The organism is Thermoanaerobaculia bacterium (genome assembly GCA_018057705.1).
GTDB lineage: Bacteria > Acidobacteriota > Thermoanaerobaculia > Multivoradales > JAGPDF01 > JAGPDF01.
This window is the reverse complement of record JAGPDF010000022.1, coordinates 1-22,359: the sequence shown is the minus strand read 5'-3', so window position 1 is coordinate 22,359 and position 22,359 is coordinate 1. Positions and strand designations below refer to the sequence as shown.

Below are 22,359 nucleotides of genomic sequence, written 5' to 3'. Positions count from 1 at the left end.
CTAGTCGGCCGGGCCGATCAGGATGAACGGCGCCCAGTGGCGCGGCTCCGAGGTCCGCAGAGCCACTTTGCGACCGTCGCGCTCGACCTCGACGCCGCCGCGCAGAAGCTCGAGTTGGGCCCGGCGCAGCGCTTCGTCGCGCGGCAGTCCGGTCGCGAGGGCCGAGTAGAAGCGTCCCATGAGCTCGGCGGTCGACTCGTCGTCGACGCGCCAGAGGCTGGCGACGACACTGCGGGCGCCGGCCACCTGCATCGCCCGCACCAGGCCGAGAACCCCCTCGCCGCCGCGATCTCCGCCACGCGCCGTTTCGCAGGCCGAGAGCACGACGAGGTCGCTCGTGAGCTTCACCTGCTCGGCGATCTCCCAGGCCTGGAGCAACCCCTCGTCGCCGCCAGAGGGCGAGAGCACCAGTGCCGAGTCGAGCGGCAGCGCCTCGTCGACCACCGCGTGAGTGGCGAAGTGAGCGAGCGACGCCGAAGCCATCTCCCGCCGGGCGGTCGCCTCCGTGGCGTCGGCGTCGAGGAAGAGGTGCGCCCGGCCTCCGAACGCCTGGTTGACTCGCGCCGCCTCGCGCCGCGTCGCCGGCAACCGGCCGAGCTCGCGCCGCAGGCGCGCCGGTGCCGTCGCCGCGGTCACCGGGTCGGCGAAGACGGCGACGGATCCAATGGCTCCAATGGCGCCAATACCGGCCGCCGGGCGCCTGGCGAGCGCGGCATGGACCGAAGCCGAGACCTGGTGCGACACGGGGAGTGCCTCGATCAGGCGCTTGCCCGGATCGCGCGGGTCCGGGAGCGCGGCGAAAGCGAGCGCGTGGAGAGCGCCATCCGGAACGACGAGCAAACGCCGGGCCTTCGCCAGCTGGCCGGCGACCGGCGAGAGCAGCCGGTCACCGAGGCGCCTCTCGAGGCCGGCGAGCTCGGCGCGACCGAGCGTGGTCGCTGTCGTGAGCTCGACCCAGCGCCGCACGTCGGCGGCGAGCTCGGGCTCGCCGGCGGCGATCGGGTGGGCCGTGAGCTCGCCTCCCGCGGGCAGAGCGAACAACGTCGACGACTTCGCGCCGACGCTGTAGGCGAGCAGCAGCGTCCCCGGCGCCAAACCGCGCCGGATCGCGTCGAGCGCGAGGGCCGGTGGCGCCTCGATGGCGGCGAGGCGCGGCGAGGCGGCGTGGATCTCGCGCGTCACGAGCTCCCGCTCGGCGTGCAGCGATTCGAGAGCCTGGCGCTGGGCTTCGCGCGCGGTGGCGTCGTCCTCCGGGACTTTCGCGAGCGCGAGGTAGGCGCGGTCGATGTCGAGCAGGATCGCGCTTCGCCGGCTGTGCAGCGACGGCGGGAGATCGTTCTCGGTGAAGTCGAGATCGCGCTGCTGCAGGAGCGCCAGCAGCGCCTGAGCGCGCGAGCGCTCGTAGAGCTCGAAGGCGGCTTCGGTCCGTGCGTTGCGAAGCAGGAACTCCTGATAAGCGCGGTAGATTCCGGCGTACTTGGTACGGAAAGCGACCAGGCCGCGATCGCCACCGCCGAGACGCTGCTGCTGCCGTTCGAGGGCCCGAATCGAACGCTGGAAGAGGGTGTCGGCGTCCGCCGTCCGACCCTGCAAATCCCGTACGCCGGCCAGCTCCGAAGCGGCCTGCGCTTCGAAACTGGTGTCGGGCTGGAGGCGGGAGCGCGCCGAGAGCGTGATTTCCGCGAGGCGGCCCGCTTCGCCGAGATCTCCGCGCGCCTTCGCCTGCTCGGACTCGAGTGCCGTCACCAGGGCCTCGGTCGAGGTCCGCGGCAGCTCGAAAGCCAGCCACGTCCGGGCGGCGGCGAGATCGGTCGCTGCGGCGGGGTAGTCACCCTTCAATTGAAAGACCTTGGCGCGATTGGCATGCACGGTGCCGACCAGTTCGCGGTCGGGGTGCTCGCCGGCGAGGCCTGCGAGGGCTTCGGCGTAGGTGGCGAACGCGTCATCGAATCGCCCGAGGTCGCCGAGCACGTTGGCGAGCGTCATGAGCTTGCTGGCCATTTCGCGGCGGTTGCCCGCCTCGCGGAAGAGCCCGATCGCCCGGCGGGTGTACATCTCCGCGCGTTCGAAATCGCCGCGCAGACGCGCCACGATTCCCAGATTGGCGAGCAGGGGTGCGGCGTCACCCTGCCCCCTCTCGGCGATCGCCAGCGCTTCGAGCAGGTAGTCTTCAGCCGCGGCCAGGTCGTTCCGGCGTCCGGCGAGCGTCCCGAGATTGTTGAGCGCGTTGGCGTACAGCCAGCTCCCGGCGGCGAGCCGTTTCCGGATCGCAGCCACCTCGGCGTAGAACCGGTTCGCCTCGGCGAGCTCGTACTGCGCGGCGCGCAGGGAGCCCAGCGCGCCGAGCGCGGTAGAGGCGCCCAGGCCCGCGGGCTCGAGCCGGTTCCAGACGGCGAGCGCGCGTCGGTAGGCGGCTTCCGCTTCGGCGAGCCTGCCGAGCCGCCGCAAGGCATCGCCCCGAAAGCGTTCGAGATCGGCTGCGACGATGGCTGGGGAGAGCGCGATCGCGATGGCATAGCCCTGCTCGGCCCCGAGCCAGTCGGAGCGCTTGCCGCGCGCGTCGGCGAATCGTACCCAGACCCAGCTGCGAATCTCGTCCGAAGTCCCGGCCAGGCGCCCCTCGACGCCGGTGGCATCGAGCGTCGAGCTCTTGTCGGCGAAACCGGCGACGAAGGCCAGCAGCTCAGCGCCCGCACCCGCCGGGCGTCCTTTCAAGATCCAGGCCGCCGGCGCCAGCGTCACGCGCTGCGGCGACCCGCCACGCACCAGGTCGATCTCCAGGGTGCCGCGCGGACTCTCGATGAGCGGCAGGAGCTCGAGCTCCCCCCAGTGCGCCAGCTCTCCGGAGCGCGCCGGCGAGGCGCCGGTGAGCCGCCAGCGCACCACTGCATCGCCCGCCGCGAGCGGCGCCTGCGCCCCCGGCGGCGCCGTGATCGCTTCCACCACGACCGCCGCAGCAGCCGGAGATCCCGGCGCCGCGAGCCCGGTCACGAGAGCCAGGGCCATCCAGGATCCGCCGTGAAGGAAGCCGCCCGGAGTCCGATTCATCGGCGGATCGTAACCCCATCGGGGTCGTTTCTCGGCAGCCCGGTCGACGGCGGGGCGGAAACGGGTGAGAATCGCCCCTCCAAGCCACCGGAGCCAAGGGAGGCGCGATGACCGAAGTCGACAAGGCGATCCAGACGCAACTCGCGAACATCCAGAAGAAGACCGGAAAGACGCTCGACGATCTCTACGCCTGGCTCCAGGCGACCGGTCTCGCTAAACACGGTGAGCTGCGCGACGCCGCGAAAAGCGCGCTGGGGCTCGGGCACGGTGACGCCAACACGTTGGTGACGCTGCACCTGAGAGCGACTGGAGCGGCGGCCGCGCCGGCGGCGAGCGCTGGGGCGGCGGAGGACGAGATCTACGCCGGGCCCAAGGCAGCGCTGCGCCCGATCCACGACCGGCTGATGGCGGCGATCGCCGGCTTTGGCCCGTTCGAGATCGCCCCCAAGAAGGGATACCTCAGCCTGCGCCGCAAGAAGCAGTTCGCGATGGTCGGTCCGGCGACGAAGACCCAGGTGGAGGTCGGCCTCAACGCCAAGGGCCTGGCTGCCGGCGATCGCCTGATCGCCCTGCCGCCCGGCGGCATGTGTCAGTTCAAAGTGCGCATCGGCTCGCCGGAAGAGGTTGACGCCGCTCTCGTCGGCTGGATCCGCGCCGCCTATGACGCCGCTGGCTGACCCCGCGAGCTTCGACCCCCGCCGCGAGTCGGCCGCGGAGCGAAGCTGAATCAGGCCGGCTGGGCCGGGGGTTCGCCGGCCTCTTCGTAGCCGGCCTCGAGGCCGTCCATCCCGAACTCGATTGTGCGGTGCACGAGCTCGTTCAAGTGGGGCTCCAGGGCGGCGGCACGCGGGTCGGTCGCCAGGACGTAGTGGAAGACGCGCTCGAAAGAGAGCAGCGCGGCGCGCAGCTCGTCCTGCGGAAAGCCCTGCTGTGCCCGTCGTCGCGCCAGGTCGTAGCAGTAGGTGCGAAAGAAGCCGCGGTGACGCGTGCGCACCGACTGGGCCAGGTTGCGCAGGAACTGGCGATGATTCCAGTCGTGCTCGACGGCGCCGACGCGGGCGTAGTGGGGAAAATTCACCGGATCGGCCACCAGGGCGCGGGTGGCGGCCTCGAACAGCTCCTCTTCGTGGGCCTCGAACAGGCGAAGGATCTGGACCTGCGGCGAGAGCTCGGAAGAGTGCAGCGCCGCCTCGTTGTGCGCTGCCCAGGTTCCCGGCTCGCTGTACTGGTTCTCGATCAGGAACGGGATCCGGCGCACGATGTCGAGGCGCGGGCGCGGCGTCCAGGAGAGCCGCCGGTAGCTCTGGTGCGGATCGACCTCGAGGCGGCGGTCGATCATTCTGCCCATCCAGGGACGTTCGAACGGCCGGTTGCCGCTCGCCCGGCCGACGAGATCGAGGAAGTGAAGCCCCAGGGTCGCGACCGCCCGCGGCGTGCAGATCGGACGCGACGCAGTGCCTCGCACGTAGGTGGTCACGGCACGGAAGAGGTCGGCGTGCGAGGTCACCCGGTTCGGGCTCGCGATGAGCACCTCGGCCGGCAGGAGCTCGCGTCGCAGGTCGAGCAGGCGCTCGACGAAGACGCCGGCGTCGCGCACGTGGAGGTAGGGCACGGCGGAGCGGCCGCGTCCGCCGAGGATGCGCGAGTTCCAGCGCCCGGCGAGCCAGGTGCGCAGCAGCGAGAAGAGCGGAGCGTATTCGCACCAGTCCGAGTAGAGCGCCGCGAAGCGGATGATGGCGGTCGGGAAGCGGCCCTCCGCCCGCATCATCGCCTCGCCGGCGCGCTTGCTCTCGGCATAGATGTGATCGCCGTCGGGTGGGCTCGATTCGTCGAGCATCCGGCCGGCGCGCGGGAACTGGCTGGCGGCGAGCGAGCTCGCGAAGATGAACCGCTCGAGGCCGAGCCCTTCGCAGGCGTCGAGCAGCCGGCGGGTTCCCTCGACGTTGGTGCGCTCGTAGTCGGGGTGGCGCTCGCCGGTGAAGTCGTAGTGCGCCGCGAGATGAACCAATGCCGTGGCGCCGCCGCTCTCGCGCAGGCCGTCGAAGAGCCGCGTCACCGCCTCGGATTCGGTCAGGTCGACCGCGTGCCAACGGACCTCGGGGCGATGGACGAGCGCGCCGGCGACCGGGGGCTCGCGATCCACCGCTTCGATCTGCCACTTGCCGGCGAGACGGTCGATCACCCGTCTGCCGAGGAAGCCGGCCGCGCCGGTCAGCACGAGTCGCGGTAGTTGCCCCATCGAGCTTCGAGGTTACGCGGGCCGGCGTTTCGAGGCACCGTCCTGCGGGGTGGGTGCGTCTTTCCGGGCCTCAGGCCCCTGGCGCAGGGGTGGACACCGGGTCGCTTGCACCGGCCAGATAGACGCGAAACGAGGCGCCGCGGCCGGGAGCGCTCTCTACCTGAATGGCCCCGCCACACTGCTGGACGATGCCGTAGACCGAGGCGAGTCCGAGGCCGGTGCCCTCCCCGGGAGGCCGGGTGCTGAAGAACGGCTCGAAGAGGTGGGCCTGCACCTCGGGTGTCATGCCGGCGCCGGTGTCCGCGACCTCGAGACGGATCGCTCCCCGCGCCGTCGCGAATTCTGGAAGGCGGGCGACCTCGGCACGTTCCGCGCGGCGCGTGACGACGCGGATCTCGCCACCGCCGCGGGTCGCGTGGCCGGCGTTGACGACCAGGTTCATGAGGATCTGTTCGAGACCCGCTGCGTCGGCGCGGACGAGCAGTGGCGCCGGTTCGAGGTCGAAGCTGAGCCGGTCCCGGCCGCCCGCAGGCTCCAGCTGCTCCGGCCCGTCCGGGCGTCCCCCGCCGTCGACACCGGCGAGGCTCCGCCGCAGGAGCGGCTCGATCTCCCTGACTACGGCGTTCAGCTCGAGGTCGCCGTTCTCGAAGGTACGGTCGCGCCCGACAGCGAGGAGCTTCTGGGTGAGGTCCGCGGCGCGCCAGGCCGCGCTCTCGATCTGCCGCGCCTGCTTGGCGGTCTTTTCGTCCGGGTGACGGGCGAGCATTCCGGCCTGGCCGACGATGACGTTCAGCAGGTTGTTGAAGTCGTGCGCCACGCCGGCGGCGAGTCTCGCGACCGACTCGAGGCGCTGCGAGCGGAGGAGCTGCTCCTGCAGTGCCCAGCGCTCGCGCTCGGCACCGATCGTCCGCGCCTGGGCGCGGCCGATGGCGCGGAGCGCAATGGCCAGGACGACGCTGGTCAGGGCGAGAACCGCGGTCGCCACCACCCAGTAGGTGAGCTCTCCGCGCTTGAGTCGGTCGCGCGTCGCCGCCCATGCGACGAGCCCCAGCATGCCCAGTGAACAGGCACCGGCGGTGACGATCGCGGCCCGCCCGTTCCAGGTCAGTCCCACGATCAGGACGATCGGCGACAGGACGAAGCTGGCGGGAGACCGCAGGCCTCCGAAGAGGAGGAGTACCAGGAGGATCGTCGAGATGTAGACCGTGGCGTGGGTGAGCACCGCTGTGCGCAGCCGCCCCGAGCGCAGCAGGAACCAGGCTGCCAAATGGCTTGCGAGCAACGCGACATACGGCCAGAGTACGATGCGCCGGCCTTCGAACAGGGCCAGCAGCGCGAGCGTCCCCAGCACGACGATGACGCCGGCCTTGAGCAGGACGCGCAGGATCTCCTCGCGTCCTGCGATCGCGAGGCCATCGGCGGCCTGGGACCTGGGACCTCGGGGCTGGCTCATCGCGGCGCCTCCGAACCCGTTGCGCAGTTGGGCGCCGCCGGGTACGCCGCTATTTTCGCCTGTCCCGAGCTCCTTGAGAAGGATCTCCTCGGTGCGGGTTCCCGACCCCTGCGTTCGAACTAGAATCCAAGGGTCATGGAGGACTCCCAACCGTCCGGCTCCGAGCCCGTCTTCGCCGGTGCCTGGTCCGACGGCATGCGGGTCTGGCGGCAGCTCCTCGCGACCGATCTGGTCTTCAAACTGCTGGCGTTCGCGGTATTGACGCCACTCGTCGGGCTGGCCCTCGAGGCGGGGGTGGCCGCGTCCGGAAGCTCGGTCCTGGCGGACATCGACATCCTCCTCTTTTTCTTGCGCCCCCTGGGACTCCTCCTGCTGGTCGGCGTCGCGGCGTTTTCGATCGCCATCGTCGCGCTCGAGCTGGCCTGTCTGATGGCAATCGGCGTCGGCGCGACGGCTGGGGTGCGGGTCGACTCCGGGCAGGCCGTGCGCTTCGCGCTCGGCCGTGCGCTGCCGGTCTTCGAGCTCGCCGTCCGGGTGGTCGCGAGGTCGCTGCTGCTTGCCGCTCCGTTCCTGCTGGGACTGGGCCTGGTCTACCTCGGTCTCCTGCGCGATTTCGACATCAACTACTACCTCAAGGAGAAGCCGCCGGCCTTCCTGGCGGCAGTGGGGCTGGTTCTGGCCCTGGTGATCGGACTGGCGGCGGTCCTGGTGCCGCGACTCGTCTCCTGGAGCCTGGCGCTGCCGTTGGTCCTTTTCGAGGATGTTCCGCCGCGGCGCGCCCTCGCCGAAAGCGCGCGGCGGACCGACGGCGAGCGCCGGAGGATTTCCCGCACGCTCATCCTGTGGGGTGTCGCAGCGCTTCTCCTCGCTAGCGTGCTGCCGGCGGCGATCTTCGGACTGGGGCGGCTCGTCGCTCCCTTCGGGATGGGCAACGTCGGCTGGGTCCTCGGCTTCATGCTTCTCCTCACCGCCCTCTGGGTCGTCATCAACCTGTTGATCAGCTGGGGAAACACCTCTGCCTTCGCACTTCTCGTCGTACAGATCTACCGGCGTTTGGGTGGCAGGGACAGCGCGATGCGCGCACGCCTGGCGGAGGCCGAACCTCTCACAGCGGGCGGCGCACCTCGTCTGAGCTTCGCCCTGGCGATGGGTGCCGTGGTGCTGCTCGCCCTGATCGCCGGCGGCATCGGTGTCTACCTGCTGCGGGGAGTGCGCGGTCAGGGCGAAGTGGTCGTCATCGCCCATCGCGGCGCCGCGGCGTCGGCGCCCGAAAACACGCTCGCCTCGGTGCAGAGGGCCATCGATGAGGGTGCGGACTTTGTCGAGATCGATGTCCAGGAGACCGCCGACGGCGAGATCGCCGTGCTGCACGACAGCGATCTCATGAGAGTCGCCGGCGTCGACCTGAAGATCTGGGACGCGACCGTCGAGCGCCTCGCCGGAATCGACATCGGCAGCTGGTTCGCCCCGGAGTTCCATGGCGAGCGCGTGCCGCTGCTGCGAGATGTCCTTTCGCGAGCGCGAGGAAGCGCCAAGGTCATGATCGAGCTCAAGTACTACGGTCACGACATCGCGCTCGCACAGCGGGCCGTCGACATCGTCGAAGGGCTCGCTCAGGCTGGAAACGTCGTCGCCATGTCGCTCGAGTACGACCAGGTGCGAAGAATGCGGGAGCTCCGGCCGCAGTGGACGCTCGGCCTGCTGACGGCGAAGGCGGTCGGCGACCTGACCACGGTCGACGCCGACTTCCTCGCCGTCAACGCCGGGATCGCCACGCGCGCTTTCGTGCGTCGCGCCCACGCCCGCGGCAAGAAGGTCTACGTCTGGACCATCAACGACCCGGTGCAGATGTTCCGCATGCTGAACCTCGGAGTCGATGGACTCATCACCGACGAGCCGGCGATCGCCCGCTGGGTGATCGAACGGCGCTCAGGGATGAGCTCGGCCGAGCGCCTTCTGGTGGGCCTCGCCTTCTTCTTCGGCGCTGCGGCCCCCGATCCGCCAGCCGCGGTCGACGCTCCTGTCTGACCGGAGTGCCTACAGCTCGGTCTTTTCGTCGAGCGTCATGAGCCAGATATCCGACTCGTCGGCCCTGTCGATCCAGGTGAGCGAACGGCCATCACTGGAGCCGGAGAGATTGACGATGAGGTGGCCGGGCGGGGGCGTGTAGAGCGGCTCGAGCTCGCCGCCGCGGAGGTCCCCGACGGAAAGTCCAGTACCGGAGCCGAAGACGAGGCGGTCGCGGTCGATGAAGACGACGCTGTAGTCGATCTGTTCGCCGCGCCGCCAAGGCATTTCGCGGTAGGCGCGGTCGGCGGTCGACCAGATGTGGATCTCGCCGATCTGCCCGGCGCGAACGGCCGACCCGGCGACCAGGCTCCCGTCGGGCGACCAGGCGATCGGCCAGAAGAGCACCCCGGGAGCGATCGGCGGCAGATCCTGCTTTGCCGGCGTTGCGAATCCGGTGGCGAGATCGAGGATGCTGCCGCCTTCGCTGGTGTTGTAGGAGAGCAGCCGCTTGCCGTCGGGCGACCAGCGCGGATTGGTGAAGCCCCGCCCGACTCCGATCGCCTGCCAGCCGCCGCCGTCGGGGTGGATGACCGCCAGGCTCGAGGCGCCGCGATTGGTCTGGAAGGCGATCCACTGCCCGTCGGGAGACCAGGCGCCTTGCCGATTGCGATCGACGCCGGTGGTGAGCTGCCGGTAGCCGGAACCGTCGGAGTGCACCAGGTGGAGGTGCTGCGGCATGTCTTCATTGGTGAAGACGACCGACGCGCCGTCGAACGACAGTTGCTGCTCGCGGATCTCGAACGAGCCGCTGAAGACCGGCGCCGGCGCGCTGGCGAGCGCCAGGCGAGCGGGATCAACGGCGGCACGCACGATCTCCGTCTGCGCGTTGCGGTCGACGAAGACGATCCGACGGCCGTCGGCGGAGAGGTCGAACGGACCGGCCCAGCTCGACGGAGCGGTGACCGGCTCGGGCGCGCCCTGGGGTTTTCCGGTGGCGCTTTCGAGCGCCAACCGCCAGAGATTGAACGTCCCGCCGCGGGTCGACGCGAAGTAGAGCCAACGTCCGTCGTGGGAGTAGACCGGTGCCCAGTCGATCGCCGGATCGTCGACGAGCGAGAGCGCAGACTCCTTCGCGCCGGGGGAGCCGTCGGCGGCCACGCTCCAGAGATCGCGTTGAAAGGTCTCGTCGCGCAGGCCCCAGAAGGCGATCCGCCGGCCGTCGGGTGACCAGGTCGGGGCCATCGCGTCGAGCTCGCTCACCCGCCGGCGGGCGCCGGTCTCGACCTTCACCACCCAGAGCTCGCTCACCGAGTTGCGCGAGGTCGGCGCCCCCGTTCTCTCGGTGACGACGGCGAGCTCGGCGGCGTCCGGCGACCAGGCCGGCGCGTAGCCCAATTCGGTCACCCGACGGCTCGCCTCGCCGGTCGCTCCCATGACGAAGATGCCGCCGCCGCCGCAGTCCGAACGGTAGGCGATCGACCGCCCGTCGGGCGAGAAAGCGGGGTCCACATCGTCCTGCGCGCAGTCGGTGGTGAGCGGAATCGGCTTCGTGCCGTCGATCCGCTGCAGGAAGAGATCGGCGTCGCCGCCGTCGCGCTTGACGAAGACGAAGCTCTCGCCGTCTGGGGCGATGCTCGGATTGCCCTCGCCGCCGGGCAGTTTGGTCAACTGGCGAAAGGTCGGACGCAGGACCGGCGTGGAGGACGCTTCAGGCTTTCGCGAGAGGCCCGCCGCCAGCCAGCCGGCGAGGGCTCCTGCGAGGACCAGCCCGGCGGCGAGGAGCAGGCGTCGGCGTGCGCTGCGGTCGCTCTGGGCAGAGACCAGCGCGGCGCCGCCGCCTGCACGGGTCGACGAGCCGCCGGAGGCCAGCGATTTGAGATCGAAGGCGAGGTCGCGCGCCGACTGGAAGCGCTCGTCGGGGCGCTTCTCGAGACAGTGTTGGAGCAGCCGCGCGAGGGCGGGCGAGAATCTCTCCCCGACGGTCTCGATCTCCGGGGGTTCCTCGCGAAGGATCGCCGACATCGTCTCGACCGCCGAACCGTGCGCGAACGCCCGCCGCCCGATGAGCATCTCGTAGAGCACCACACCGAGAGCGAAGAGGTCCGAGCGGGCATCCGCCGTCTCGCCCCGGACCTGCTCGGGAGACATGTAGCCGACGGTACCGAGGACCGCGCCGGGCTCGGTGCCCGGAGCCGCCGCAGCCATCGTCGGCGCCGCGAGCAGCTGGCTCTTCGAACCGTGCGGCTCGCTCTGGCGGGCGAGGCCGAAGTCGAGGATCTTCACCTGTCCGTCGCGGGTCAGGAAGAGGTTGTCGGGTTTGAGGTCGCGGTGCACGATGCCGCGGGCGTGCGCCGCGGCGAGCCCGGTCGCTACCTGGGAGGCGATCTCGAGAGCCTTCCTCGCCGGCAGCGCGCCGGCGACCAGACGTTCGCGCAGCGTCTCGCCTTCGAGGAGCTCCATGGCGGCGAAAGCGATCGCGCCGTCCCTGCCGAAATCGAAGATCGCCAGGATGTTCGGATGCGAGAGCGCCGCGACCGCCTTGGCCTCGCGCTCGAAACGCGCCAGCGCGTCGGCGTCGGCGGCGAGATGCGGCGGCAGGACCTTCACCGCCACCTCGCGGTCGAGCTTGGTGTCGCGGGCCCGGAAGACCTCGCCCATCCCGCCCTCGCCGAGCTTGGCGAGGATCTCGTAGGGGCCGAGCCGTGTTCCGATCATCGGCTTGCGCCGTCTTCGAGGTCGCGCCGCATCGGCGCACTCTACTGCAGCCCGACGGCTCTGACTCCGGTTTGCGCAGGGCCCGGCGAAGCCACCGCGCTTCAGCGCGGCGGTTCGCTGCTGACCACGAAGATATCGGCGGTGTCGGTATCGCGCGTGTACGCGGCGAGCTTGCCATCCGCCGAGAGGCTGCCGTTGTGGACATGCCAGCGCCCCTTGCCTTCGGTCAAGGCGCGCGGCGCTCCGAGTGCCCGCGGCAGCTCGCCCGGGCGCTGGGGAGGAGCGAGCTCGAGGCCGAAGAGGTTCAGGTTGATGTGGCTCTCGGCCAGGATGAAGGAGACGAGCCGGCCGTCCCGGGAGACAGTCATTTCGCGCACCCAGCCACGGTAGAGGAGCTCGTCGGCGCCGGTCTCGAGGTCGGCGGCGCGCAGCTCGAGGCCCTCGCCCTCCTTGCCGTCCCGAACGTAGAGAATCGTCCGCCCGTCGCGGTAGAAATCGAGCTCGCGCAGGCCCGGCAGGAATGGGCCGGACAATGAGCCGTCGCGGGAGAGCGTCCAGAGGGAGCCGCCGCGACTGTCGTCGGCCGCGATGAGCCCGAGGCGCGAGCCGTCCGGCGCCCACTGTCCCCAGACGAGGCGAAGCTTGTCGAGCGCCGCGACGCCCTTGCCGACCGGTTCGATCCGTCCGCCGTCGACCTCGAGCGTCCAGAGCGGGTGCGCGGGGTCGCGGTCCGAGGAGAAGAGGATCGACCTGCCGTCGGGCGCCCAGGTCGGGCTCATGTCGCGCGCAGGATTGTCGGTGAGCCGGCGCTCCTCCCCCGACTCGAGATCGAGCAGCCAGATCTCGGGATCGCCGGTCCGGTTCGACATGTAGGCGATCTTCCGGCCGTCCGGGGAGAGCCGGGGGCCGAAGTTGTCGTGGGTGTGGAAGGTGAGTCGGCGCTGGCTCCCTCCGTCGACGGCATCGAGGTAGAGGTCGGTCTGATGCGAGGAGGTCGCGACCGCGAGGCGCCCGTCGCGCGCCGCCACCGGCGAGTTGACGAGCGTCGGGCTCAGCGTGATGGGAGTGATCCGCCGGCTGGCGAGGTCGATCGTCCAGACGTTGCCCTCGTTGCCGGCACGATCCGAGACGAAGATCACGGCCTCGCCACCGGGCGAAAAGAGCGGCTCCATGGCGTTCGCCTTCTCGTCGACCAGGGGGCGCGCCTCGGAGGCGTCGAGATCGAGAAGCCAGAGACTCGCCCGACCGTCGATCGAGGCTCGCGTGAAGACGATTCGGCGGCCGTCGGGAGCGAGAGAGGGCTCGGCGAAGCTCTGCCCCTCGACTGCCGGCAGGAGCTCCTTCTCCTCGCGCCCTTCGAGGTCGATACGCCAGAGCGCCGTGCCCCCTTTCTCCCGGGCGCGCGCGAAGAGCAGCCAGCGGCCGTCGGGCGACCAGGGCTGCTTGCCGAGCGCGACGAGGGCATCGGACTCGGGCTCGCGCTGCGGCAAGTCGACCAGTTTCTGGGCCGGACCGCCGAGCGGCGAGACGAGGAAGATTCCGGCCCGTCCCTCCTTGAACGAGGTGAAGGCGATCCACTTGCTGTCCGGTGACCAGCGCGGTGCCCCTTCGTCGAACGCCGACTTGTAGAGCGAGATCGGTGCGCCGCCCGCCGTGGGGAGAACGAAGAGGTCCATCGAGCCCTCGGCGGAGTGCGAGTAGGCGAGGAACGACCCGTCGGGCGACCAGCTTCCCGGCGACTCGACGCCGGAGAAGCTGGTCAGCGGCGCAAAGTGGATCTCGCTTCCGGCCGCTGCGTCCACCGCCGCCGGCACCTTGCGCAGTGCCAGGAAGATCGCCGCGAGGGCCGCCAGCGCGGCGATCGTCCAGGGAAGGAGGCGAACGATCGTCCGCGCGCGCGGAACCACCGCGTCGGGCGCCGCAGTCAGCGTTCCACTGACGACGCTCGCGCCGCCCACGCCGCCGATGCGGCCGGAGGAAAAGTCGGCGAGCAGTTGGCGCGCGTCGGCGATCGAGTGCAGGCGCTCCCGCGGTTTGCGTTCGAGGCAGCGGCGCAGCAGTTGCAGGACCGCGGGCGGCGTCGAGGCCGGCAGGCGGGACCAGTCGATCTCGCGGGTCAGAACCGCCGCAAGGGTGTCGGCCACGGTCTCCGAGGCGAAGAGGGTGCCGCCGGCGAGCATTTCGTAGAGCACCACGCCGAACGCCCAGACGTCGGCCCGCGCGTCCACCGCCGTGCCGCGCGCCTGCTCCGGCGCCATGTAGGCCGCCGTGCCGAGGATGACGCCCATCTGCGTGCCCCCGCCGATCGCCGCCGCGGTCATCGTGGGGGAGTGCATCAGCGTCGGCGATTTCGCCAGATCCGCAGCGGCCGAGGATCCCGCGGCGGTATCCATCGCCTTCGCCAGGCCGAAGTCGAGGACCTTGATCTCTCCTTCGCTGGAGGCCTTGATGTTCTGCGGCTTCAAGTCCCGGTGGACGATTCCCTTGTCGTGCGCCTCCTCGAGCGCCTGCGCGATCTGCAGCGCGAAAGAAAGGCATTCAGCAAAGGGAAGCCGCCCGGATTCGAGGCGCTCGGCCAGTGTGGGGCCGGGGACGAGCTCCATGACGAGGGCCCGAACTCCTCCCGCTACCTCGAGCCCGAAGATTGAGGCGATGTTCGGATGGTGGAGCTGGGCGAGGAGCTGCGCCTCGCGCTCGAAGCGCGCCAGGCGGTCAATGTCCGCGATGAACGCCGCCGGCAGGACCTTGATGGCAACCTCGCGCTTGAGGCGGGTGTCGGTCGCGCGGTAGACCTCGCCCATGCCGCCTTCGCCCAGCTTGGCGGTAATCTCGTAGGGGCCGAGGCGCTTGCCGATCAAGCCACGAATCCTATCCGGCTTGCCGTTACCGCGTGAAGGAATTTCTTGCCGGCCGCGCGGCGCCGCTCAGCCGGGCTGGCCGGAGATGACGCGCAGGAACTGGCGCCAGGGGCCGACTTCCTCGGCGTACTGGGCGGCGATGACGCGGGCGATCTGCACGATGTGGTCGTGGTCGTGCGCCACCCAGGTGGCGAGAAGCTGGCGCGCGGTGACTTCCCCCAGAATGGGATGGCGACCCTGCCGGTCGAGCGCGGCGCTGTCGAGTGCAAGGCCATCGAGCGCGCGCAGGCTCTCGGCGCGCCGGCGCGCGAACTCGTCGAGGAGCTCCCCGAGCGCTTTACCCTCCGAGTCGCGGAACTGGGCGAAGCGGTCGAACTTCTCGAACGGCACGCCGGTGCCGTGCTCGAGGATCCGCGTCAGGCGTGGAATCCAGTCGGTCTTCTCGCCGTGGATCAGATGACCGACGACGTCGCAGGGGCTCCAGCTCTCGCCCCCCTCGTTCGCCCGGGCCCACTCCTCCGGCAGATCGCGCAGCCAGGTGTCGAGTACCGCCGGAGTGCGGGCGAGGTGGTTCCGGGCTGCGGAGAGCGAGAACTCACTGCGGTTGCGGTCGGGAAGGTTCATGCGCGCAACACCTCGGAAGCTCCCGGAATACGAAATGGGTAGCTCGGGGACGATCCTATCCGGTCGCTCCGGCGAGGTGTCTGGCCCCCCGGTCAGGCGCCGAGCTCGCGCTCGGCGCGGATCCAGTTCTCGAACGGGGCGCCGCCCGTCTCGCGCCAGATCTCGGCCGCACGGGCGGCGATCCTGTCCCGGGAAGGGGGTTTCGGGGGGGACGGAACGGCCTCTGTCGCGACGACGACCGGCGGGAGCGTGCGCGGCTTCGCTGCGATCGCAGACTTCTTGCGCGGTGCGGAGGCCTTCTTTGTCGGCGCCTTTATCGCGGCGCCTTTTGCAGCCTTGGCCGGTTTCGGCGTCGCTTTCGGCGTCGCCGCACTCTTTGCCGCCGGTGAACCGGGCGACTTGCTGGCCTGCTTCGGTTTCGGGGCGCGAGCGGTGGCCTGGATGTCCTTGGTCTTCTTCGCAGTCATGGGATTCCTTTCGATGTGGAGTTTTAGCCTGCCACCCGCACGACCGCGTGGCACCTCGTCGACAAACTGGCGACGAAGCGACCGAGCGGAGAAGGCAGCAGAAATTGGAGACCGGCACGAACCGGGGCCTGGAATCGCCCAATCCACGCGCGGCAGTGCATTCTACGCGACCCGACCCTCCGCTGGCGAGCTTCGTTCAGCGAAGCCGCATCTCGTCCCGGGACGGCGTTGCAGCGCGACATCGTGCCGGAGCGGACGAAGAGGGTCTCCTTCGTGCCGCCCTCGCCGAGCTTGCGCGGATCTCCTGGAGGAGCCGGCGGGTTCTGAACGTATGGAATCAGGAATCAGGGCGTGAAGGGCGTCTCGGGCGGCATGGGTACGAGGGTCAGGTCGAAAGCGCGGGCGAGCGGCGTGAAACGTCTGCGGTCGGCAGTTGCGATGCGTCTCACGCCGGTCGTTCCGGAGAGGGCCACCAGCGCGCTGTCGACGAAGCCGAGATCGAGCTCCGGGAACTGCTCGTCGATCTCGCGAATGCGCGCCACTCGCTCTTGCGGGAGGTCGACGAGCAGGTAGCTCGCGTCGACGAGACCGCGGTAGAACTGCTGCCGCGCGGCTCGACCCAGCCGCGTTCCGAGCAGATGATCGACTTCGGGCACGACCGGCCGCCGGGCGTTCCCTGCACTGCCGGAGCCCTCCCCAACGGTGGCTACGTCGGGGCCGAGAGGGGAATCGATCCTCGCGCCGTCACTTGCCGACCGTCTGAGAAGCGCGCGGCAGCAGCCGGGGGTCGGCGCGCAGCGGCGTGCCGAGGCGCACCAGGACCAGCTCGGTCTCGTCGGAGGCGAGCGGGCCCCTGCGGTCGCTGCTCCCTCCACGGGCACGCCCGTTCGAAAACGGAAGGTTGTTGTCCGAGGCCACGAGGAGGGTGCGCTCGTCGACCAGATGCACCGACTCGATGGTGTAGAACGGCAGGCGGAAGAAGTCGCCGTCGCCGCCGACGGCGTCCGGATCGGGGAGGGCCAGGAGGTCGAGCAGCAGGGTCTTGCCGACATGACCGCCACGCTCGGCGGCGCCTTGGGTGTCGAGCAGAAAGACCTTCTTGAATCGCGGCGCGCGCTCGTCGTCGCCCAGATTGTCGCGCTCGATCATCAAGAGCTCGTGGTCGTTGACTGCCTTGAGCTCTCCGATCGCCACCGGACCACTCGCCGGCGCGGCGGCGTCCGGAAAGAGGCGGGCGCCGCCCGGGTATTCGAGCTTCGTCAGGTCGACCGTCTGCGAAGCGGCCTCGAGCCGGACGCGGAGGTGGCTCTTTTCGAATCGCCGCGCCGCGATGCGATAGACGTAGATCCGGAGATCCTGCGCGTCGTCGCCGGTCACGGCTCCTTCGAGCAGAGCGAAGAGGGTGTCGCCGTCGGGGCTGATGGCCATCCCCTCGAAGCCGCGACTGGCCGCGATCGTGGGCGCTTCGGGGTGCGCACGACGGGTGAAATCGAGAAACGGATTCTGCGGCGAGCGGACGCCGGGCACGGCGACCGGCGGCTCGACCAGGAGGCCGTCGGCAGCGAAGTGGAGGAGGAAAGGCCCGAACTCCTCGCTGATCCAGAAGCTGCCGTCGGACGCGAGCACGAAAGACTCCGGGTCGAAGTCGAAACCGGTCAGGAGGCGCGCTTCGAGGTCGTCGCCGCAGGCCGCCGGCGGGAGCGGCAAGGCGTTGAAGGAGAGGTCGGGAAGCCGTATGCCGGAGCCGGGATCGCAGACAATCGTCCACGGAATCCGGCGGTCGGGATCGCGCAGCAGAATAGCCTCGATGAGCCGCGGGCCGGCAGGCGAGCCCCACTGCGGGTCGAGCCGGTAGAGCACGAGCTGCCAGTCGGCCGAGTTGCCACGCCAGGCGTAGCCGTTGTCGGCGAGCGCCCACCAGTTGCCGTCGACGGCCGGGACCATGCTCGAGAACCCCTGCACCGGCTGCCGCGGAAAATAGGGACCGGCTGCCGGCCCGCTCAGGCCGTTGCCGGCGGCGACAGCGCGCTCCTCCGCCGTCAAGAAGGCGCCCGACGGTGGCGAGCCGGTGCGAAAGCTGCGCGCCGGCAGGACGCTGCGCGCGACGAGTCGAGCCTGGGGCTCGCCGGCGGCGCCGCCGCCTCCGCCGCCGCCTGCGATCGCGGGGATTCCCGGGAGCGCGGAAATCCCGGCAAAGGCGGCGAACACGGAAAGCACGCGGGTGCCGGAGGCGCGCAGGATGCGCATCAGGCTCGGGTCTCGCGCTCGCGGCGAAGGTCCGTGGCGCGATAGACCTCCCCCATGCCGCCTTCCCCGAGCTTGGCGGTGATCTCGTAGGAGCCGAGGCGGGTGCCGGGCGTGAGGCTCATTTCCAGAGGATGGGCAGATTCAAGAGCCGCACTCTATGGAATCCGCGGCGGGAAGGCGATTCGGCGAAAGCCGCCGAGGGCTCGCGGGCGCCGGACGACCCCTCCCATGATCCCGCCGGGCGGGGGAATCCGCGTCTGGGAGAGGAGGACTCCCCATGGACCGCGCCCGAATCCAGCGCCTGCCGGTGTTCGTCGTCACGTTGTGCTTCCTGAGTCTCGACATCGTCGGCCCGGTTGCAGCCCAGCGCACGCCCAGGCTGGTGCGCGACATCGCGCCCGGGGCGGACTCGAGTCCCAGCCAGATGGTCACCGTTGGCGACCGGGTCTACTTTCGCGCCTGCGAGCCCGCCACCGGTTGCGAACCGTGGACTACCGATGGCACCGAAGCGGGAACCGCGATGCTGCTCGACGCCTTCCCGGGCGTCAACGGCTCGAGTCCGCGCCTGTTCACGGCAGTGGGAGGGCAGGTTTTCTTCGTCGCCGACGACGGCGTGAACGGCCCCGAGCTCTGGGTGACCGACGGCACGCCGGGCGGCACCGTTCTCGTCGAGAACATCCGTGGGGGCGGGACTGGCGCCGAAATTTCGGAGATCGTCGCTTTCGCAGGCTTGGCCTGGTTTCCAGCGAACAACGGCACCACCGGCATCGAGATCTGGTCGAGCGACGGCAGCGCAGGCGGCACCGCGATGGTTGCGAACCTCGCCACCGGCGCCGGTAGCTCGTCGCCGGCCGGGCTCCACGTCGTCGGCGATCAGCTCTTCTTCGCCGCCACTGCCACCGCCGCCGGCGTCGGGAGGGAGCTCCACGTCGCGACGAACGCCGGTGTCGCCCTGGTACGCGACATCACCTCAGGCTCGACCGGCGCGAATCCGAGCGCCTTCGCCACCCTCGGCGGCCGGCTGTTCTTCGCCGCGACCGATGGCGTCGCCGGACGGGAGGCCTGGGTGAGCGACGGCACGGAGGGCGGGACCGCCATGATCGCCGACATCCAGGACGGCTCGGCGGCGTCGAATCCGGACTTTCCGGTGACGATCGGCGACGAGGTCTACTTCATCGCGGATGACGGATTGGTCGGTCCGGAGCTCTGGCGGAGCGACGGCACGGAGGTCGGCACAACGATCGTCCGGGATCTCTTCCCGGGCACCGGCAGCGGCGGCAACGATGCGCGGCGCATCGCCTGGCAGGGAGAGCTCTACTTTCTCGGCAATGACGGCGGCGACGACTTCGGCAACAACGAGCTCTGGCGCAGTGACGGCACCGAGGCCGGCACCGTGCTGGTCCGGGACATCCGGCCGGTCGCGGGTAGCGCGCCGGGGGAGTTCACGGCAGGGCCTGACCTGCTGTTCTTCGCCGCCAACGACGGCAGCGGCGAGGTCCACACCTGGTTGACCGACGGCACCGCCGCCGGCACGAAGAAGGCCGAGAATCCGGCAGTCGTTACCGCAGCTGGCGCCGGTCCAAGCGAGCTCGTCCAGCTGGGCGATCGCATCCTTTTCGCCGCTAACGACGGGGGCTTCTACGGCCGCGAGCTCTGGGCGATCGACCAGCCGTTCTTCGCCGACGGCTTCGACCTCGGGACGACCGCCGGCTGGTCCGGGTTCGTGCCGTAGGGCCGGACGGTCAGTCGACGCCGAGCTCGGCCGCGGCCGCCTGCACCTGCTCCCAGGCCTGCGGCTCCTGGTGCGAGGCGGTGCCTCCGCGTACCCCCTCGGCGTGGAGTGTCAGGGCGCGCTCGTACCACTCACGGGCGCGGGCGAGGAGGGACTCCTGCTCGCGAGCTCCGCCGGCCGCCCTGGAAGCGAGGGCGGCCGCTTTGCCCATCTGCGCTGCGAGGAACGCCTCGTCGTAGATCAAGAAGGCCGGCGCGCCCGGTCGTTCGCGGGCGCGCGACAGGGCGGCGAGGGCATCGCCATGGCGCGCGAGCGCCTCGTCGATCCGCCCCGACGCAACCATCGCCAGAGCGAGCTCGGTACGCGCGCTGGTCAGGCGGCGCACCCCCTGGCGGTTCGCCGGATCGGCGGCGACGGTCGCCGCCAGCAGCTCGCACGACTGCTCGAGAGCGGCCATCCCCTCCTCGGGCCGGCCGTTCTGCCAGGCGTCGCTGCCGATCTCGGCCAGCGCCAGGGCGAAGCGGTCCCGCAGCTCGACGCTCCCGGGCTCGGCCGCTGCGCGCCGCGCGAGAATCTCGCGCGCCGTCTGTAGCGAAGCCCGCGCCTCCCGGTGAAGCCCGACGCGGAATCTCACCTTGGCGGCGGCGAGCTCGAGCTCCGCCTGGGCCAGCTCGAGCTCGCGATCGGCCGGGCGCAACTCGGCGGCGCGGCGCGCGGCCACCGACGCCCGGTCGATCGGCCCGGCCGCCTCGGCGATCCGGCCGGCGAAGCCGAGCTGGTCCGCCAGGTCGCGCAGCGCCTCGGCATGAAGATGCTGATCGTCCGCACTCTCCGGAGAGTCGCGCACCAGCGTCGCGGCGACCTCGACCGCGCGCTGCGCCGCGGCGAGCCGCACTTCGCTCTCGATCTCGCCGGTGAAACGTCGGCGCACCGTCGCGCCGAGGACCTGGACGAGAAGCCGGCGGTCCGCTGCCTCGCCGAGCTCTCCGGCGTGCGGCTCGATGAGAGCTCGCGCGCTCTCGAGCAGGTCCCCCGCTTCGACCGTGAGCTCGAGGCCGGCGGCGGCGCGGCGGTCGGAGAAGATCTCGGCGAGACGAAGATACCCTTCGACGACTTCCCGTCGCAGCGTCGGATCGCCGGTGGATTCATCACGCAGGCGCTCGAGGTAGTGCAGGCCCCGCTCGACGAGCAGGCGTCGGGCGGCGGTCGCACCGTCGAGATCGCGGATCGAGTCGTGCAGGTCGAAGAGGAGGCTGCGCGCGAGCTCGCGCGTCTCGGCGAAGCGCCGTTCTGCGCGATCGCGCTCGGCGCGCAGGCGAAGCGCCGAGTGGGTCAGGGTTACGGCGAACACCGTCACGGCCAGCCCCGCAGCGACGAGCGCCACGCGATGGCGACGTGCGAACTTCGCCAGGCGATAGAGGTTACTCCCCCGGCGGGCCTCGACGGGGCGCCCTTCGAGAAATCGATCGATCTCGGCGGCCAGCTCTTCGACCGAACGGTAGCGCTCATCGGCCTCCGGCCGGATCGCCTTGAGCACGATCGCGTCGAGGTCGCCGCGGATCTCGTCGGGCCGCACCGTTGTCAAGCCGGAACTGCGCTTCCGCGCCGCCGTCGACGGTCGCTCGGGAGGTCGGTCCCCTTCTCGCGCAGTCCCGGCCGGGGAGGACGACGTTCGGCCGCGCAGCGGCGTCGAGCCGACCAGGAGCTCGTAGAGGACGATGCCGAGCGAATAAATGTCGCTGCCGGTTGCGACCGGATCGCCCCGCCGCTGCTCCGGGCTCGCGTACTCGGGCGTCAACATCGCCTCGCCCGTCCGCGTCGCGCCTGGAGAGTCCGCGCCCTCTTCCTGGTCGAGGATCCGCGCGATGCCGAAGTCGAGCAGCTTCGGCGAGCCGTCGGCGGTGACGAGGATGTTCGACGGCTTGAGGTCGCGATGCACGATCAGCCTGCGGTGGGCATAGGCGACGGCGTCGAGTACCTTGCGGAAGAGGCGCAGCCGCCCGGTGACGTCGAGCCGGCGCTCGTCCGCCCAGGCGATGAGATCGCTGCCTTCGACCGCCTCGAGGACGAGGAAGGGCAGCCCGTCGGCGCTCTCGCCGCCGTCGAGGAGGCGCGCGATCCCCGGGTGGTCGAGGGTCGCGACGATCCGGCGCTCACGCGCGAAGCGGTCGCGGAAGCTCGCGCTGTCGAGCGCGCCGCGCAGGAGCTTGAGCGCCGCGGTCTTCTCGAAGGCGCGGTCGGCGCGGCGAGCGAGATAGACGCGCCCCATGCCGCCGCGGCCGAGCGGCCGTTCGAGCGTCCAGTTGCCGAATCGCCGGCCGATGAGCGGATCGCTCCCGCCGCTCCCATCGCTCCCGTCGCTCGCAGCGCTCTCAGCGCTCCAATTGCTGGCGTGCAGCACGAACTTCGGCGGCGGCGTTTCGCTGGCCTTCCGGTCCGCCGCGAGGAGCCTGCGGACCTCGGACTCGAGCTCAACGTCGCCGCCGGCGAGCGCTTTCACCCTCACTTCGGCTTCGACCGCGCCGAGCTCGGCGACCTCGTCGAAGAGAGCCCGGATGCGCGCCCAGCTTTCGGCTTGGCTCATGGTGCGAGCTCGAGCTGGAGAAAGGCGCGCGCCGAGCGCAGATCGCGCTTGATCGTCGGCGTCGAGAGCGCCATGAGGTCGGCGATCTCCCCGACCGAAAAGCCGAGAAAGTAATGCATTCCGACGACCTCGGTGGCGCGCGGATCGAGGTTCGCGAGGCGCTCGAGGGCACGGTCGAGGCCGAGCAGGTCGATATCTTCGGGAGCCTCGATCGCCAGGTCGTCGGTGAGCTCGACCCGGATCGCGCCTCCGGCCCGCTTCTCCGCTCCACGCTCGCGCGCGTGGTCGACCAGGATCCGGCGGATCAGCCGCGCCGTCACCGCGAAGAACTGGCGTCGGTTCTCCCATCGGGCCCGGTCCTGGCCGGCGAGCTTGATGTAGA

General features: G+C 70.5%; 14 protein-coding genes. 3 read left to right on the top strand and 11 right to left on the bottom strand.

What is annotated here, in order from left to right; all coding sequences use genetic code 11:
- Positions 1-3,048: a CHAT domain-containing protein gene (locus KBI44_09290; protein ID MBP9144663.1), complete on the bottom strand. Its 3,048-nt coding sequence runs from the start codon at positions 3,046-3,048 to the stop codon at positions 1-3.
- A gap of 107 nt (positions 3,049-3,155) precedes the next feature.
- Here KBI44_09290 and KBI44_09285 point away from each other — a divergent pair, with 107 nt between their 5' ends.
- Positions 3,156-3,725 carry a DUF4287 domain-containing protein gene (locus tag KBI44_09285; protein ID MBP9144662.1) on the top strand — a complete coding sequence of 190 codons (570 nt, stop codon included), beginning with the start codon at positions 3,156-3,158 and terminating at the stop codon, positions 3,723-3,725.
- A 50-nt stretch (positions 3,726-3,775) separates the two neighbouring features.
- On the opposite strand, the gene KBI44_09280 is transcribed toward KBI44_09285, so the two are convergent.
- Together KBI44_09280 and KBI44_09275 are read right to left on the bottom strand one after the other, a co-directional pair.
- The gene (locus KBI44_09280; protein ID MBP9144661.1) at positions 3,776-5,287 is read right to left on the bottom strand and encodes an NAD(P)-dependent oxidoreductase; all 1,512 of its coding nucleotides are present in this window, start codon (positions 5,285-5,287) and stop codon (positions 3,776-3,778) included.
- 70 nt (positions 5,288-5,357) lie between these two features.
- Complete coding sequence (locus KBI44_09275; protein MBP9144660.1) at positions 5,358-6,740, bottom strand: hypothetical protein; 1,383 nt, start codon at positions 6,738-6,740, stop codon at positions 5,358-5,360.
- Positions 6,741-6,875: 135 nt separating this feature from the next.
- Between KBI44_09275 and KBI44_09270 the strand changes: the two genes are divergently transcribed.
- A complete protein-coding gene (locus KBI44_09270) occupies positions 6,876-8,768 on the top strand; it encodes a glycerophosphoryl diester phosphodiesterase membrane domain-containing protein (protein ID MBP9144659.1) in 1,893 nt (630 codons plus the stop codon).
- A gap of 9 nt (positions 8,769-8,777) precedes the next feature.
- On the opposite strand, the gene KBI44_09265 is transcribed toward KBI44_09270, so the two are convergent.
- From KBI44_09265 to KBI44_09240, 6 genes are all read right to left on the bottom strand, one after another.
- Complete coding sequence (locus KBI44_09265; GenBank protein ID MBP9144658.1) at positions 8,778-11,465, bottom strand: serine/threonine-protein kinase; 2,688 nt, start codon at positions 11,463-11,465, stop codon at positions 8,778-8,780.
- Positions 11,466-11,566: 101 nt separating this feature from the next.
- Positions 11,567-14,323, bottom strand: a complete 2,757-nt coding sequence (locus KBI44_09260; GenBank protein MBP9144657.1) for a PD40 domain-containing protein — start codon at positions 14,321-14,323, stop codon at positions 11,567-11,569.
- 66 nt (positions 14,324-14,389) lie between these two features.
- Positions 14,390-14,947 (bottom strand): DinB family protein, encoded by a 558-nt coding sequence (locus KBI44_09255; GenBank protein MBP9144656.1) that lies wholly within the window; start codon positions 14,945-14,947, stop codon positions 14,390-14,392.
- A gap of 92 nt (positions 14,948-15,039) precedes the next feature.
- Positions 15,040-15,561, bottom strand: coding sequence for a hypothetical protein (locus tag KBI44_09250; protein ID MBP9144655.1), 522 nt, complete (start codon positions 15,559-15,561; stop codon positions 15,040-15,042).
- Between the two features lie 197 nt (positions 15,562-15,758).
- Positions 15,759-16,070 carry a hypothetical protein gene (locus KBI44_09245; GenBank protein ID MBP9144654.1) on the bottom strand — a complete coding sequence of 104 codons (312 nt, stop codon included), beginning with the start codon at positions 16,068-16,070 and terminating at the stop codon, positions 15,759-15,761.
- Positions 16,071-16,158: 88 nt separating this feature from the next.
- The gene (locus KBI44_09240; protein ID MBP9144653.1) at positions 16,159-17,661 is read right to left on the bottom strand and encodes an esterase-like activity of phytase family protein; all 1,503 of its coding nucleotides are present in this window, start codon (positions 17,659-17,661) and stop codon (positions 16,159-16,161) included.
- A 277-nt stretch (positions 17,662-17,938) separates the two neighbouring features.
- Between KBI44_09240 and KBI44_09235 the strand changes: the two genes are divergently transcribed.
- Positions 17,939-19,393, top strand: coding sequence for a hyalin (locus KBI44_09235; GenBank protein MBP9144652.1), 1,455 nt, complete (start codon positions 17,939-17,941; stop codon positions 19,391-19,393).
- A gap of 10 nt (positions 19,394-19,403) precedes the next feature.
- Here KBI44_09235 and KBI44_09230 read toward each other — a convergent pair whose 3' ends face one another.
- Positions 19,404-21,977, bottom strand: a complete 2,574-nt coding sequence (locus tag KBI44_09230) for a serine/threonine protein kinase (protein MBP9144651.1) — start codon at positions 21,975-21,977, stop codon at positions 19,404-19,406.
- Positions 21,974-22,359, bottom strand: a 386-nt coding sequence (locus tag KBI44_09225; protein ID MBP9144650.1) for an RNA polymerase subunit sigma-70, incomplete at its 5' end; no start/stop codon positions are given. The genes KBI44_09230 and KBI44_09225, both read right to left, overlap by 4 nt.